This window comes from Acinetobacter sp. LipI_19, from assembly GCF_058242925.1.
In genome coordinates this window covers 1256126-1272539 of record NZ_JBZAYK010000001.1, presented here as the reverse complement: position 1 = coordinate 1272539, position 16414 = coordinate 1256126, and the positions used below count along the sequence as shown (strand labels likewise).

Below are 16414 nucleotides of genomic sequence, written 5' to 3'. Positions count from 1 at the left end.
AGTACATTTTCCTCTTTTGCTCAAATCGCATTGTGTTATAAATAAATCACAAATATTTTAACTAAGAAATAATCGGTAATGACACAATCTGCATTAGATCAATTAAAACGCTTAACCACTATCGTTGCTGATACAGGTGATTTAAACGCAATTCAACAATTTCGCCCTTTGGATGCAACGACTAACCCGTCACTCATTACAGCAGCAGCACAACAGCCTGAAAGTCGTGAGCTGATTGAAGATGCCTATGCTCAAGCAAAAAAAGAAGGTTATGAATTAGATGCACTCGTTGAACGCACCATCGATATTCTCACCGTCAAACTGGGTGTCGAAATTTTAAATATTGTAGAAGGTCGTGTCTCAACAGAAGTGGATGCAGCCCTTTCCTATAATACCGAAGAAACCATTGCCAAAGCCAAAGAGCTACTTGCGTTGTATAAAGAATATGGGATAGACCAAGATCGTATTCTGATCAAGATTGCCTCTACATGGGAAGGTATTCAAGCAGCAAAAGTGCTAGAAGCAGAAGGCATTCATTGTAACTTAACGCTACTTTTTGGTTTACATCAAGCCAAAGCATGTGCAGATGCAAGGGTTACTTTGATTTCTCCATTTGTCGGTCGTATTTTAGATTGGTTTAAAAAAGCTGAAAATGTAGAGAGCTATCCAATTGAGAAAGATCCAGGCGTATTGTCTGTTAAACAAATTTATCATTACTACAAGCAACATCAAATCAAAACTGAAGTGATGGGCGCAAGCTTCCGTAGCATTGACCAAGTTTTAGGTTTAGCAGGTTGCGACCTTTTAACCGTTGCACCGGGTCTGCTAGAAAAATTGAAAAATGATCAACGTCATGTGGTTTCTCAACTTAGCTTAGACACTGAACAGACTGCTCAAGAACATCAAGAGATCTCTAAAGCTGAATTTAAACAACAATTGGAAGCTGATTTAATGGCATTCCAATTATTGCAAAGCGGGATTGACGGTTTTATCAAAGCGCGTGAACAACTTGCATTATTATTGCGCCAATCTTTTGGTCTAGATGCTGATTTTATTGACTAATCTATGTATTTAGAAGGATTTATATAAATCTAAATTGTAGATGCGCTTTTGGGTAAAATTGCACTAAAATCGCTCACACTCTAAAGCCGAGTTTGTTATCATAACCACTCGGCTTTTTTATTTCGCTTTTCTTATTTATACAGTGAGAATGTTGTGTTTGGTATTACCGATATAGTGACATATATACTAGGGACTATTTTTATCGTCATTTTACCCGGTCCCAACTCATTGTATGTCATGTCAATTGCCTCTCGATTTGGAATTAAAACGGGCTATATCGGTGCTTTAGGCGTATTTACAGGAGATTTAATTCTGATTCTCTGTACTGTTTTAGGTGCTGCCTCTTTACTACACGCCTTTCCCTGGTTATTTATCATTCTCAAAGTTGTAGGCGCAAGCTATTTGTCTTATCTCGGTATTCGTTTACTGATCGCAAGTATCAAAACTTGGCAAAACAAACCACAAACGCTGCAAACAAATACATCCAATACTGCAACTCACGAACAATTCCATCCATTTCGAACAGCACTCACCATTAGCTTACTCAACCCAAAAGCAATTTTATTTTATCTCTCGTTCTTTGTTCAGTTTGTTGATCCCGATTACCCTTACCCCGCTTTAAGCTTTGCGGCACTTTCTGTGATTCTGCAAATCATCAGTATGAGTTATTTGACGATCTTGATCTTCTCAGGCGTTAAGCTCGCCACTTTTTTCAATACACGCTACAAAATTGCTGCAGGTTGTGTTGCCTGTGTAGGTTTACTGTTCTGTGCTTTTGGAATAAAGCTTGCTGTTTCAACAATGTAAGCTGATTTAGTTAAATAAATCTCCCAATTAAAACATTCTTTTTTAAATCGTTCTTTTGAATAAACTGCGCTTTCTATTCAAGGCAATATCTAATTTTTATCAATGGGTAATCTATAGTCAACCTGTCAAAAAAATCAGACACAAGAATACAACTTCTCTCAATTAATTATTTTTTAATTAAATCAATTACATGGAAAGAATTTTTGATTATAAAAGCTTGTAATACCACAGCTTACATTCAACGTTTAAATACCTTTGCGTAGGCGATGCCTCCCTTTTTAGGGATAAAAAGGGACAAAAATCTTTTGCTGGGCGAAGGCTACGTCTTGTACCCCCGCCCAACGGCGACATCCATGTCGCCCCACAGTAGGATGACCAACTATAATTCAAAAGTACCAAAAATGAATTGGTGCAAATCACTTATATGAATAATTAGGTGGTTTGACTATACATTGTTTTCAACTAAGATAGTTCTAGATTAAAAAAGCCATATTCTCCCATAATGATAATCTAATCAGTTTTATATTTACTTTTTATATTTAATTCCAATTAACCCTATAAGCTTTAAAATGATCCCTGTATGATGGTTGCATTTTCAACCATTCAATCAAATTTAAAAGCAAGGGATCATGCAAAAGTTACTCCAAGACTTCTCTATACCTGCTGTATTTGCAGGTTTCATTACCTTTTTAATTGGTATCAGTGTTTCGGCTGTACTCGTCATACAAGCAGCTCAATTACTTGGCGCAAACCCTGAACAAATTACCTCTTGGTTTTGGGCACTCGGTTTAGGTATAGGTCTTTCAGGATTAATTCTTTCTTGGAAATTCAAATATCCTGTTGCCACCTCATGGTCAACCGCTGCACTTGCACTCATCATTGCCACTGCCAGCGGCTACTCACTCTATGAAGCCATTGGTGCTTTCTTAGTGAGTGGTTTACTGACCGCCACACTAGGCTTTTTAGGCATATTTGAAAAAATTATTTCGTATATTCCTCAGAGTTTGACCAGTGCCATGCTGGCAGGTGTATTACTCAAGTTTGGTATTGCTCTATTTGCCAGTATGCAAAACGACTGGGCATTTATTCTCAGCCTTTTGACGGTTTATATCGTCACTAAACGGCTATGGGCTCGTTATTGTATTGTGATTACCGTGATCGCAGGAATTATCATTTGTCCATTTTTTATGGAGTTTCATGTTCCAACCTTACAGTGGGGATTGGCAAAACCAGTATGGATGACACCTGAGTTCACATGGTCTGCAATTCTCGGATTGGCACTGCCTTTATTTGTAATCAATATGGCATCTCAGTATTTACCAGGGATTGCGATGATTAAAAGTTATGGCTATAAACCCCATGTTAACCAACTTATTGGTTGGACAGGTACAGCGCAGACTTTGCTTGCACCATTTGGCTGTTATACCGTGAATATTGCTGCAATCAGTGCTGCAGTCAGTCTGGATGACCAAGTTCACCCAGACCCTGCGAAGCGCTATATTGCTGGCATGAGCTGTGGTTTCTTTTATATTTTGATGGGGCTATTTGCGGCAACATTGACAAGTCTATTGATGTCTTTTCCACATCTTTTTATTGTGGCATTAGCGGGGATCGCCTTGTTTGGTACGATTAGCCATAATATTGCGATTGCATTTCATGAAGTCAAAGATCGTGAAGCCGCACTGCTCACCTTCTTATTCAGTGCATCAGGTGTTCAGTTTTTTGGGATTGGTTCCGCTTTTTGGGGACTCCTATTTGGCTTCGCTGTTTCGTTTATTTTAAACTTTAAACTTAAAAAATAGCATTTTGATCAATAAGATGAATGGAGGCTCATTCATCTTATTTTAAATTTTCAATTGTCGAATCAAAGCAAATCGAGAAGCGATAGACAAAAAAAAGCTTACCCTAGGATGGGTAAGCTAGAAAGCTTGGAACAACAATAGAAACTACAGCGAGAATCTGGAAGCTATCTTAGCGATTGGTTAATATTTAAACCAATACTTAAAAACACTTATTGGATATTTCTTAAACGGAAATATCCCCAGAAATAGTCACATTTCTATTAAATAAAGTGATAACAATATCATTTTTAAAGATAAAAAAACAATAAATCATCGATCACAATTCATTCAATAGACTAAAGTCTAAAGTTCAAATTTCCGGGTAGCTTCCAGTGCCTTCAGGCCACGGTGTAAGCAACTCAAAGCCCGTATCTGTGACTGCAACCATATGTTCCCATTGCGCTGACAGTGACTTATCCGCAGTGACCACAGTCCAACCATCTTTCAACTCTTTGACACTGGATTTCCCCGCATTAATCATCGGTTCAATGGTAAAAACCATACCCTTTTTAAGCACTAAGCCCTGCCCGGGTTGACCATAATGTAATACGTTAGGTTGCTCATGATAAATCTTACCAATCCCATGACCACAATATTCACGAACGATCGTATAACCTTCACGTTGCCCAACTTGTTGAATCGCATGACCAATATCCCCAAGTGTTGCACCGGGTTTAACCATATGAATTCCAGCCACCATCGCTTCATAAGTCGTTTCAACCAGTCTTTTCGCTTCAGGTTTAACTGTACCCACATAGTACATACGACTGGTATCACCAAAATAACCATCTTTGATAATCGCAACATCTATATTGATAATATCACCATCATTTAAAACCTTGTGTTTTGATGGGATACCGTGACAGACCACTTCATTTGGAGAAATACAGGTGGTTTTGGTATAACCATAATATCCAATATTTGCAGGGATCACTTTCAACGTATTGACAATAAAATCATTGCAAATATCGTCTAAATACTCAGTCGTCGCCCCTGGCTTCACATATTCACCAATCATTGCTAAAACTTGAGCAGCTAAACGCCCCGACACTCTTAATTTTTCAAGGTCTTGTTCGGTTTTAATGGTGACTGTAGAAGCTTTCATTGGATCTGTCCGCAAAAGTGAAAAAATATTATATGCCTTTTCAATACGTTTAGGGCAATTTACCGCCTATCATATTCAATAAAAATGCAAAATCAAGCACACAAATTTTAGAATAAGTATAATTTCTCCCTATAATGTTCTTTCACACTCTATATTTTTTAAAAATTTTGATTTTTGAAAATTAACTGTGAATCATCCACATAAATATAATCAATATAACTAATTGGTTAAAATTTATAAAAAATGGGAATATTATCCATAAAATAAAATACAAAAAATAAGCTATTTCTACTAAAATCGCTGTTTTGCTTTTTCAACCACAGTTTATGACTAATCTCCGTACCAAGGATATTATTGCTTTAGGCTTTATGACCTTTGCCTTATTTATTGGGGCAGGCAATATTATTTTTCCACCCATTGTTGCTCAACAAGCCGGTGAACATGTATGGCTCGCAGCGCTTGGTTTTCTAATCACGGCTGTAGGCTTACCTGTTATTACCATTATGGCACTTTCTAAAACTGAAGGTTCTATTGCGATTTTAAGCTCGCCTTTAGGTAAAGTCGCAAGTTTAATACTGACCGTAGTATGTTATCTCTCGGTTGGACCATTATTCGCGACACCACGTACCGCAACTGTTTCTTATGAAATTGGTTTTTCCTCATACTTTGGCAATGGTGGTACAGCATTATTTATTTATAGTGTTATCTATTTTGCATTTGTGACTTTAGTTTCTCTTTATCCAAATAAATTATTGGATACAGTGGGTCATATTCTTGCACCACTAAAAATTGTTGCACTCGCAATTTTAGGTATTGCAGCATTTCTGATCCCTACTGGTTCAATTTCTCCTGCAATCAACAATTACGCAACCAGCCCTGTTTCTGAAGGTTTTGTGAATGGTTATTTAACCATGGACACTTTAGGTGCTTTGGTTTTCGGTATTGTTATTATTCATGCCATCCATTCTCGTGGTGTAACAGACAAAAAACTCGTAACCAAATATGCCATTATTGCAAGTTTGATTTCTGGTGTAGGTTTAACGCTGGTTTATCTCAGCTTATTTAAACTAGGTTTAGGCAGTCATGATGCTGCTCCAAATGCTGAGAATGGCGCAGTGATCCTGCATGCTTATGTTCAACATGCTTTTGGTGACTTAGGCTCTTTATTCCTTACAGCTTTGATTTTTATTGCATGTATGGTTACTGCGATTGGCTTAACCTGCGCATGTGCTGAATACTTCTCTGAATTGACAAAAATTCCATATAAAGTTTTAGTGATTATTTTGGTGTTATTTTCATTGGTGATTTCAAATCTAGGGTTAACCAAACTGATTGCTTTTTCAGTGCCTGTACTCAGTGCAATTTACCCACCAGCAATTGTGGTCATTCTATTGAGCTTCTTTTGGGGTAAATTCAATAACCCAACCACGGTTATCGCACCTGTTACTGGCGTTGCATTTTTATTTGGTCTTATTGAAGGAATTAAAGTCACAAGCTTTAAAGACAGCTTACCTTTGATGATTCAAAACTTACCGTTAAATGAACAGAACCTTGCATGGGTGATCCCATCATTGATCGTGTTAATCATCTGTGTCGTAATTGATAAAGTTAAAAAATAAAGCTTTTTAATTATCATCCTTAAAATTTGATTTTACCCAAATCTTATTTTAACAGTGATCAATAATTGTCATGTTTACCCCACAGGCCGTTATTGTTTGCGACACAATTTTTAAAGCGTTCTTTGATCCATCTTAGTGCTTCAAACATGTGATCAATGAACCTGAATAGATCAAATCAAGCATTGCTCTACGTATAAAAAACATTTGGCTAAAAATACTAAAACTTAATTTTAATTCAACAAAGATAAATTCAGTCGCGTTGTTGCTTTTTTTTGAATGAGTGAACCGTTCTCCATGCCAAAATTGAATTATTTTGAAAAAATAGTCATTTTTTTCGATTTTTGCATAAATATTGCATAATTTTTTATCAACTTTAGTCGAAAACACTTTCAAGACCTATTAAGTTATTGTATTTTATTTTGATAACTAGCTCACACTACTTCAACAACTATTACGCCATTTATCAAAAAAATTACACATATTTTCATTTTTTATAAAATAATCATCACTTGTAATAAATATGTCATAATTATTTTGAATAATAGAGGTATTTGCTCTTGAAATAATTATTAGATATGGTACAACTGAATAAACCAATCCAGACTAAAACAATGTGGTTTTTGTCGAGCAGACAGGAGGGATGGAGATGTTATCAATACATTTCAATAAGCAAGTCTTCATTAATTCTTTGAAGACAAATACGAAACTGGTCATCTATCTAAGTACAACGCTTGCACTTTTAATGACACTATTAATTCATGGACTCATTCAAGGAAATTTAAAACCTGAATTTTTTGCCTATGCATTAGTCGTTTCTGCTGCCTTCTATGTTTGGGATGTAGTCGACCATAAATCTCGTAAACTTGCGAAGATTACAGAATAAAAGATGGATGCCATGCATCCATCTTAAATAAGAAAATTATAAAAATTAACTATTAAAATAAAGTAATAAACATTCCAAGTAATAATCCACCAGTCGCAACAATCTCCCCTAACACCAACAATAGCATTGCTATACGTAACAATATTTTCGGTAATTGCACTGTTCCTAATTGATGTGGTTGCTTAAATTGGTTGGTCGTATCTTTCAAGAAACCATGCAAAACATAACTGGCGATTGAAAAACTAAAAAAGAATAAATTGACCAAAACAAATATCAAATTTATTGTTTCAGTCCAGCTTGAACAATAGGCCATCACCGCTAAAATCAAAGTGGCTGGAGCATAAAGCAAACTACTGCGATGTGCGATATCAACATAATAATGCGCTCGGGCAATTTCTGAACGGCTGATTTGGTAATACTTCCAAACGCCTGTCAACATGCCTACCCATAGATAAATTCCACTAAATATTAACGCTAACTTTACCGACAAATCCAAACTCACAAAATCCATTTAAAACACCTTTATTCCAATTACTTAAAATATTTTTTATTGCATTTGACTCAGAAGTCATACTTTTAACAAGTTTCTTTTTGGAACTTGTGTAAAGTAATCATTAAAGCATACTCATAGAATTGTTATGAATACATTTGAAAATTTAACCATAACTTGTGCAGATAGCTATAGCTTAACTGCACGTTTTTATCCGGCAAAACAATCAACTAATCGTTTGCCTATTTTGGTTTGTCCTGCCACAGGTATTACTCAGAGCTTTTATCATCACTTTATAGAGTGGCTTGCTCAACAAGGTTCAGATGTACTAGTTTTCGATTTCCGTGGTATAGGTGACTCCTTACATGGTCCTATTCGTCAGTCCACAGCAAGTATCCAAGATTGGGGACAACTGGATATTCCTGCTGCTATTGAAACTTTGCTGAATAAGACAGGCAAAGAACAAGTCATACTCTTAGGTCATAGTGCTGGGGGGCAATTACTAGGCATTGTTTCCAACTACAAGAAAGTAGCTCAAGTGATTGCAATTTCAGGCTCTACAGGACATGTAAAAGGACTTAAAGGGAGAACCAAACGTATGGCACCTGTCATGTTTAACATGATCTTTCCTATTTCAAGTTTAGTCAAAGGCTATGGTGCTACTAAGTTTTTAGGAATGGGAGAAAATTTACCCAAAAATGTTGCAAAACAATGGGCGGAATTTTGCAGTAAACCCGGTTATGTGATGAACGCTATAGGTAAAACTATTTTCGAGGACTATCACAACGAAATTCAATGCCCAATTACGGTGTATTGGTCATCGGACGATGAGATCGCCACTGAAGCCAATGTCAAAGACCTACTTCGTTTGTATCCAGAAGCCCCCACTGAAATGATAGAGCTTAAACCGAAAGATACAGGTCATAAAGCCATTGGTCATATGTTAATGTTTAGGAAGTCACATCAAAATTTATGGCCAATTATGACAAAAAATATTTTTAATTAATTTTTAGTTTTAAGTACTTAGATAAGTAATCCTATCTAAGTGCTCTTTTTATTCAAAAAAATGCCTCATTAATGAGGCATTTTTTAGTCTTTTATATCTGCTTACGATTTAATCGCAAAACAGTTACGAAAATTGCTCTGGACGGGTAATTTTTACCGTTTTGATCCGATTTTCATCCATTTCGATGACTTCAAACCAAATGCCCTCTTGTTCAATCTGAGTGCCTACTTTTGCTTCGCCTTGGGTTTTATCTAAAATCAAACCTGCCACGCTAAAATAGCCTGAGTCTTCCTGAACTAGATCCAACATACCAAGTTCCAGCTCAAGTTGATACAAATCCAGCATGCCAGAGGCTTTCCAGGTCGTATCATCCAGTTTAATTAATTCCAACTGCTCATCTGCATCAGGGAATTCACCAGCAATTGCTTCAAACACATCTAATGGAGAAATCAAACCCTGGATATTACCAAATTCATTACTCACCAAGACTAAAGAACCCTTAGACGTTCTTAAAGTATGAATAGCATCAATCACTTTCATTTTTTCAAAAATAAAAATCGGACGACTACGTTTAAGCAAGGCTTGTAATTGCTCTGGTTCATCCAGTACATCAATTAACTCTTTAGCGCGTACAACCGTAACCACTTTATCTAATTGTCCACGACACACAGGAAATAAACTATGCGGTACAGCCAAAATTTGCTGACGAATACTCTCTGCATCATCCTCAAGATTAATCCAAGATATTTGATTTCTAGGGGTCATGATTGATGCAACTGAACGTTCTGCAAGCGTTAACACTCCACCGACCATATAACGCTCTTCATCACCAAAGGCTTTTTGTGCTGCTAAAGTCTCAGGGTTTTGTAATAAATCTGCATCAAGTTTGCTTCCCATCAATTTTAAAATTGAGTCAGCAGTACGATGACGCAATGGTGTTTTCGACTGATGTTTTTCAACATTGCGGCTAGAAAACTGGTTAAAAGCTTCTATTAAAATAGCTACACCAATACCCGAATAAATATAACCTTTTGGAATATGGAAACCAAAACCTTCAGCAATTAAGCTCACACCAATCAATAATAAAAAGCTTAAGCACAGAATCACGACAGTAGGATGCTTATTGACAAAAGATGTTAATGGCTTAGAAGCAATCAGCATCACAATAACAGCAATTGTTACTGCTGCCATCATTACGTAAATATTATCGACCATGCCAATCGCAGTAATCACTGAATCGAGAGAGAATACAGCATCTAAAACAATGATTTGGGCAACAACAGCCCAAAAGCTTGCATAAACGACAGCCCCTGAACTTTTAACCTCGGGCTTACCCTCTATTTTTTCATGCAGTTCAGTGACAGCTTTATAGACGAGGAATAACCCGCCAAATAATAGAATTAAATCCCGTCCTGAGAAAGAGAGACCACCAATTTCAATCAGAGGTTTAGTTAATGTCACTAACCAAGAAATAATAGACAGTAAACCTAAACGCATTATTAATGCTAGAGATAAGCCGATGATACGTGCTTTATCTCTTTGTTCAGGAGGAAGTTTATCTGCAAGAATGGCAATAAAAACTAAGTTATCAATACCCAGTACAATTTCTAAAACTATTAGGGTTAAAAGACCAACCCAAATTCCAGGGTCTAATAAAAATTCCATTATTAGATCTCCTGCTTATTATTATAAATATATAAATTGGAGAAAAATAAATTCGACCTACAAGACGACGGATCCATGAATGATACCTTTTCAACTAAATTGCTATAATTATGCACAATATCTTAGGCTTGTAATTATTTTTCATAAAAAATTTACATTTATTTAAGTTTATATATATGTATAGCCGACTGATACCTGCAAATTTCCTGTATTTCTAATCATCATTTTACAAATATAGTCTTTAACAGATATCGATACATCATATTCAAATTATTTTTCAATCAATATTACAGAAATGTCATTGGTATTTTCGTAAAAAATTACGTATAACTATGTTTGTAGAAGCCTTTAAATTAGTAGACTATATTAATCATAACTATATTTAATCAATTATTTTCAATTAGATATAAGGGCAACTAACGGAGTAAAAAATTGATAAATTTATATAATAAATTTTAACAAAAAAAAATATTTAGAGCTAAGCGAAGTTGATTTCTTTTATTTTTCAGTTAAAATAACATAAGATGTTATTTTTTTTAACTAATGAGCTTGCTTTTAACAACATCTTCTTGGTAATTTTCATAATTAGGCAAGCTGAAATACTTAGGATCGTACTATGACACAAGGACTTTCATTAACATTTAATAAAATCTGCCTTTGGGGTTGGTTTAAAACTTTCTATTCCACGGCGACACTAGAGAATGAATTATATTCATTCTAAATTGCATGAAGAAGCGACTAAGTTTTCGCAAAGTATTACTGATTTCCATCTATCTATAGACAGTCGTACAATGCCTTTACTAAATACTTTAACTTAAGTTTAGTTCAAGCAAAATTTACATTTCGTCGATTTTACTTGTTTTTTTCTTTAAGTGATCTATCACATATTGATTCAAGTATTCAAAGTAAAATATGATTACCGCTTAAGATATGGCAATAATTACAAAAACAGGGACCCTTAAATGACTAAAAAATATGCAAAATTTTTACCTGCAGCTGAAAATTTTAATATCGAAAATTTCCCATACTACTGGATCACTCAAGTACATTCGCAGTATGTTTTAAATTTAGATCACGTACTTAAAAAGTATGGGGTAGACCATTCTAGACGACGATTGTTGGTTGCATTAGAAGCCAAACCAGATGCAAGTGTCTCTGAGCTCTCAGAAATGATCGTTTCAAAAATGTCGACGATAACTAAAATTGTTTATCGCTTAAAAGAGGAAGGATTTGTTGATACTTACTCGTGTGAAAATGATGCGCGTATCACAAGAGTACATTTAACAGAAGCTGGACAACAAATGACGCAAAAAATAAATGACTTAATGAGTGTTGTACTTGAAAAGTCATTTGAAGGTCTAACGCCACTTCAAATTGAAAAAACCATGGAAAACTTAAAAATTATTTTTAAGAACCTTGCACATTAATATTTAAGGCTATTCATCGAAGATGTTCAACTGTGGCGAGTTTTTGTTATTCGATCTTTTGGGGCAATAAAAACACTCAAACTCAGCCACAGGGAACCCTTCGATAAAACTCAAAATATTGGGCTGCGGTAAGCCCAACCATTCATCAAGTCGATGATGTGGAATAACTACCACCGAACGTTTGTCTGTTCGAGGTTCATGAAACTCACTCATCATCGGATGCAGGTGGGCATCCATACTAATCATGGCGGCTGAACGAACAACTTCACCAGTTTTTAATCGAGTAATCTCATAAAGTGCAGCAATATAAAAAGCCTGACCATCTTTACGCCGTACACCCCATCGTTGTGGTCGACCATTGATATATTTGGATTCATAGAACTCTGTCACGGCGATCACACCAAATTGGCACTTGCTAAAAGCCTCGACAAAACTGCGTTTTTCCATCAGAGTTTCATTTCTTGCATTATATGTATGTTTTGCAACATCTTTATCCTCAGCCCATTTTGACACTAAACCAAAGTTGACTAAACGCCATTCAATCCCTTGATTGGATTTAAATAGCAACGGCGTTTGAAAGCTGGGAAATATTTCTTCTTCATACGGGAAAGGAACTGCAGGCAAGCCAAGCTGCTGAACTTGTATTAAGCTGATCGGTTTAAAATTAGCACACATGATAATAAGATTTAAGATACTGACTTATAATTGTTGAATTTATCTATCGCGCTATCTATTGATAACAACATTAGACATTGATAAAAAATTGAAACAGTTCACAATTTCAATTGAGGATAAACCGAAGTTTACCCTCATTGCTTTTATCCAAAAATCTTTTTCACTTTGGCGCTTAAACCATGAAAAAACTTATGTTTTGCATTGGCTTTTTCGCTAGTCAAAAAATTAATTTGAATGGATTGGCGTTGCCCTTCATAAGGAATATAGCCATGCCAACCATTATCAGTCACTTTAAATGCAACCAGTGAACCTGGTCCTGCATTGATTTCTGTCACATAGTTATTGATGTCTTTATCGTCATTGAGAATACGTAAACGTCCATTCGGCGCATCCCAAGATTCATTTAAATAGATTAAAACCGTCAACAATTTGCTTTTTGAATCACTGTGAATCCGGCCATCTTTTTGACGAGAGTAGCCACGTAAAGTAATCATCATCGGATGTTCCATAACGTTGACATCAAATTTATCTGTTAAAATTTGACGAAATTCTGGTGTATCCAATGATTTTAGAAAGCGATCAAAATTAGGCTTGATTTCTACATCTTCGATGTTAAAGCTTCCGCCTTGTTCAATTTTAGGAAAGTCTTGGATTACTGCCTGGACTTCACTATCTGCCAAAGCATTTTCAACTACAAAATACGGATATGGCGTACTCGCAACTTCAGCATTCTTCAACGCATCTAATTTCAGAATTGATGTCATTTATAATTCAGCTTAATGATTAATTCCCTTAAATTGTATCAGAGATTTTATATCATTGGCTTAAAACTCAAAGTCACGTCTACAAATTTTATATATGGAAGCATAGCAACAGTTAAAATAAACAATAAAAAGAATAAAGCCCCCGAAGAGGCTTTGTTGATAATCAAACAAAATAAATTAGACGATAAAATTAATCGCCTGTATAACCTTTTAACTTTAAGCGATATGCATGTAATAATGGCTCAGTATAGCCAGACGGTTGTTCACCACCTTTGAATACTAAATCATAAGCAGCTTTATATGCATAACCATCAAAACCAGGCGCCATGTTGCTATATTCAGGATCGTTGGCATTTTGTTCATCAACAATTTTCGCCATACGCTGCATAACTTCTTCAACTTGCGCTTTAGTCACAATCCCATGACGCAACCAGTTTGCAACGTGTTGAGAAGAAATACGCAAAGTTGCACGGTCTTCCATTAAACCGACATTGTTAATGTCTGGCACTTTAGAACAACCTACACCTAAATCAACCCAACGAACAACATAACCCAAGATCCCTTGAAGGTTATTTTCAAGTTCTTTGGTCTTCTCTTCTTCAGTCCAGTTTGTATCTGTCGCTAAAGGCGGTGTCAACAAGTCATCTAACGGAAGTGCTTCAGTTTTCAATAACTCTTGTTGGCGTGCTGAGACATTACATTGGTGATAATGAATCGCGTGAATCACTGCACCTGATGGTGAAGGAACCCATGCACAGCTCGCACCCGCTTCAGGATGTTCAATTTTGGTTTTATACATGTCTAAAAGCATGTCAGGTTTAGGCCACATACCTTTACCAATCTGCGCTTTGCCACGTAAACCTGCTTGTAGACCCACCATAACATTACGGTTTTCATAAGCTGGGAACCAAATTTGGCTTTTCACTTCGCCTTTACGAACGAACGGACCTGCTTCCATAAAGGTATGAATTTCATCACCTGTACGATCCATGAAACCAGTATTGATGAAAATTGTACGGTCTTTTGCTTGTGCAATACAGTTTTTCAAGTTTACAGATGTACGGCGCTCTTCATCCATAATCCCGATTTTCAAAGTTTTCGCTGGTAAACCAAGCGCTTGTTCAGCACGTTCAAACAATTCGACAGCAAATGCAACTTCTTCTGGACCATGCATTTTTGGTTTAACGATATACATTGACCCTTTACGTGAGTTTTTGTTTTCGTTTTGACCTTTGATGTCTGCGAAAGTCAGTAATGGTGTGATTAAAGCATCCATAATACCCTCGTAGATTTCAGCACCATCTACAAGGATTGCAGGGTTTGTCATTAAATGACCAACGTTACGAAGAAGCATCAATGAACGACCATGAAGTGTTGTTTCACCACCAATCAAGTTCTTATGCGTACGATCTTTATTTAATGTACGCGTAACGGTTTTACCGTTCTTCTCAATTGATTCTTCAAGCGTACCTTTCATTAGACCTAACCAGTTACGGTAGCCTTCTACTTTCTCTTCTGCATCTACAGCAGCAATCGAATCTTCTAAATCTTGAATCGTGGTAACAGCAGCTTCTAAAACAAGATCTTTTACACCCGCTGCATCAGTTTTGCCTATTGGGCTATTTGCATCAATTTCAATAACAACGTGTAAGCCATTATTTAAAAGTACAATTTCAACGGGTGCAGATTCGTCACCATTGAAACCGACAAATTGTGATTCTTTCGCCAAAGTCGAGGTTGAACCATCTTTGAGTGTGACAACAAGTTTTTTGCCCTCAACAGCATATTTTGTTGCATCTGCATGTGAACCATTCGCCAATGGGAATGTTTCATTTAAGAAATTCTTTGCAAATGCGATAACTTTATCGCCACGAACTGGGTTATAGCCTTTACCTTTTTCTGCGCCACCTTCTTCAGATATCACGTCAAAACCGTAAAGTGCATCGTATAAAGAACCCCAACGCGCATTTGCCGCATTTAAGCAATAACGTGCATTCCGCACAGGTACCACCAATTGCGAACCAGCCAATAATGCGATTTCTTCATCTACATTTTCTGTACTGATTTGAAAATCTTCTACTTCTGGTAATAAGTAGCCAATTTCTTTTAGGAAAGCTTTATAAGCTTGAAGTTCAAATTTATTGTTGCGGTGCCATTCATCAATTTTAGCCTGAATCTCGTCACGCTTCGCTAAAAGCGCCTTATTCTTAGGACTAAGATCGACAACAACTTGCTCAAAGTTTTTCCAGTATGTTTCACTATCTAAACCAGAACCTGGTAGTGCTTCATTTTCGATGAAATCGTAAAGTTCTTTAGCAATCGCTAACTTGCCTTTTTGAATACGTGCAGTCATTGTCTTTCCTGATATTGCTACTTTTTATAACAAGAGTTTCTAGTATACCGATTTAAACCATGCTGAATAGTACTATCACATTGCTAAATAGTGATCATTTTAATTAAAAAAATAGCTATATTAACTTAAAAAATAACGATCAAAAATACAGCAACACCATCAACTTAAATCGCTTTTTAACAGTGTATAAATTTTTTAAAATGTCTAAATTAGACCAAAGTGCTGAATCAACCCTAATTTCTCCATTTTTTATACACTTTTATTCCTTGAGCAAAGATTAAGCCATGAATAGCGCTAAATGTCGATAAAACCAATCCATAATTCTGTGTAAAGAATTGTTCGACTCACTTATATTTTTTTCTATTTGTTCAAATCTCATCTTATTGTTTCAATTTAGATGATTAGAATCTTTAGCAACAAGGTGGAATCACATAATTTTTTAAAGCACTTATGCTTTTTTACATTATTTAATCCTACAAGGTGTAGCTGGGGTATCCCCTACACAAATTAAATTTAAAGTTTCATTCTAATACGTGGCTGTGCAAACACATTTGTCTCTTTTAATCATACAGCGTCTATCTATTATCTGGCGACAAGCACGGATAAAGTGCTACACATAAAAAACCTGTTTAAAATTTTCATTCTAAACAGGTTTCTGGAATAGCAAGGTCTAAGCTAAATAAGAGATAGACCTCAACTTAAAACTAAATGCTTCAC

The 16414-nt window shown here is 36.0% G+C and carries 13 protein-coding genes; 7 read left to right on the top strand and 6 right to left on the bottom strand.

The window, feature by feature from the left end:
- Positions 1–78: 78 nt before the first annotated feature.
- The 3 genes from tal (at position 79) to AC4CVF_RS06145 (ending at position 3671) form a co-directional block, all read left to right on the top strand.
- On the top strand, positions 79–1062 hold the full coding sequence (tal, locus tag AC4CVF_RS06155; protein WP_336950756.1) for a transaldolase: 984 nt from the start codon (positions 79–81) through the stop codon (positions 1060–1062).
- A gap of 153 nt (positions 1063–1215) precedes the next feature.
- Positions 1216–1869, top strand: coding sequence for a leucine efflux protein LeuE (gene leuE / locus AC4CVF_RS06150; protein WP_336950755.1), 654 nt, complete (start codon positions 1216–1218; stop codon positions 1867–1869).
- Positions 1870–2498: 629 nt separating this feature from the next.
- Positions 2499–3671, top strand: a complete 1173-nt coding sequence (locus AC4CVF_RS06145) for a benzoate/H(+) symporter BenE family transporter (RefSeq protein ID WP_483770935.1) — start codon at positions 2499–2501, stop codon at positions 3669–3671.
- 349 nt (positions 3672–4020) lie between these two features.
- Here AC4CVF_RS06145 and map read toward each other — a convergent pair whose 3' ends face one another.
- Complete coding sequence (gene map, locus AC4CVF_RS06140) at positions 4021–4815, bottom strand: type I methionyl aminopeptidase (protein ID WP_490789087.1); 795 nt, start codon at positions 4813–4815, stop codon at positions 4021–4023.
- Between the two features lie 326 nt (positions 4816–5141).
- On the opposite strand from map, the gene brnQ reads away from it, so the two are divergent.
- Together brnQ and AC4CVF_RS06130 are read left to right on the top strand one after the other, a co-directional pair.
- On the top strand, positions 5142–6434 hold the full coding sequence (gene brnQ / locus AC4CVF_RS06135; protein WP_419327348.1) for a branched-chain amino acid transport system II carrier protein: 1293 nt from the start codon (positions 5142–5144) through the stop codon (positions 6432–6434).
- Between the two features lie 646 nt (positions 6435–7080).
- The gene (locus AC4CVF_RS06130; protein ID WP_336950752.1) at positions 7081–7317 is read left to right on the top strand and encodes a hypothetical protein; all 237 of its coding nucleotides are present in this window, start codon (positions 7081–7083) and stop codon (positions 7315–7317) included.
- A gap of 52 nt (positions 7318–7369) precedes the next feature.
- Here the strand turns inward: AC4CVF_RS06130 and AC4CVF_RS06125 are convergent, their stop codons facing one another.
- On the bottom strand, positions 7370–7828 hold the full coding sequence (locus AC4CVF_RS06125; RefSeq protein WP_419327349.1) for a hypothetical protein: 459 nt from the start codon (positions 7826–7828) through the stop codon (positions 7370–7372).
- Between the two features lie 127 nt (positions 7829–7955).
- Between AC4CVF_RS06125 and AC4CVF_RS06120 the strand changes: the two genes are divergently transcribed.
- The gene (locus AC4CVF_RS06120; RefSeq protein WP_336950750.1) at positions 7956–8813 is read left to right on the top strand and encodes an alpha/beta hydrolase family protein; all 858 of its coding nucleotides are present in this window, start codon (positions 7956–7958) and stop codon (positions 8811–8813) included.
- A gap of 123 nt (positions 8814–8936) precedes the next feature.
- On the opposite strand, the gene AC4CVF_RS06115 is transcribed toward AC4CVF_RS06120, so the two are convergent.
- Positions 8937–10478, bottom strand: coding sequence for a TerC family protein (locus AC4CVF_RS06115; protein ID WP_336950749.1), 1542 nt, complete (start codon positions 10476–10478; stop codon positions 8937–8939).
- Between the two features lie 962 nt (positions 10479–11440).
- On the opposite strand from AC4CVF_RS06115, the gene AC4CVF_RS06110 reads away from it, so the two are divergent.
- The gene (locus AC4CVF_RS06110) at positions 11441–11905 is read left to right on the top strand and encodes a MarR family winged helix-turn-helix transcriptional regulator (protein WP_336950748.1); all 465 of its coding nucleotides are present in this window, start codon (positions 11441–11443) and stop codon (positions 11903–11905) included.
- A 9-nt stretch (positions 11906–11914) separates the two neighbouring features.
- On the opposite strand, the gene AC4CVF_RS06105 is transcribed toward AC4CVF_RS06110, so the two are convergent.
- The 3 genes from AC4CVF_RS06105 to AC4CVF_RS06095 form a co-directional block, all read right to left on the bottom strand.
- A complete protein-coding gene (locus tag AC4CVF_RS06105) occupies positions 11915–12580 on the bottom strand; it encodes an SOS response-associated peptidase family protein (RefSeq protein ID WP_490789086.1) in 666 nt (221 codons plus the stop codon).
- Positions 12581–12723: 143 nt separating this feature from the next.
- Positions 12724–13344: a 2OG-Fe(II) oxygenase gene (locus AC4CVF_RS06100; protein WP_004719624.1), complete on the bottom strand. Its 621-nt coding sequence runs from the start codon at positions 13342–13344 to the stop codon at positions 12724–12726.
- A gap of 190 nt (positions 13345–13534) precedes the next feature.
- Entirely contained in the window at positions 13535–15697 is a 2163-nt protein-coding gene (locus AC4CVF_RS06095; RefSeq protein ID WP_483770930.1) for a malate synthase G, read from the bottom strand.
- Between the last annotated feature and the right edge of the window lie 717 nt (positions 15698–16414).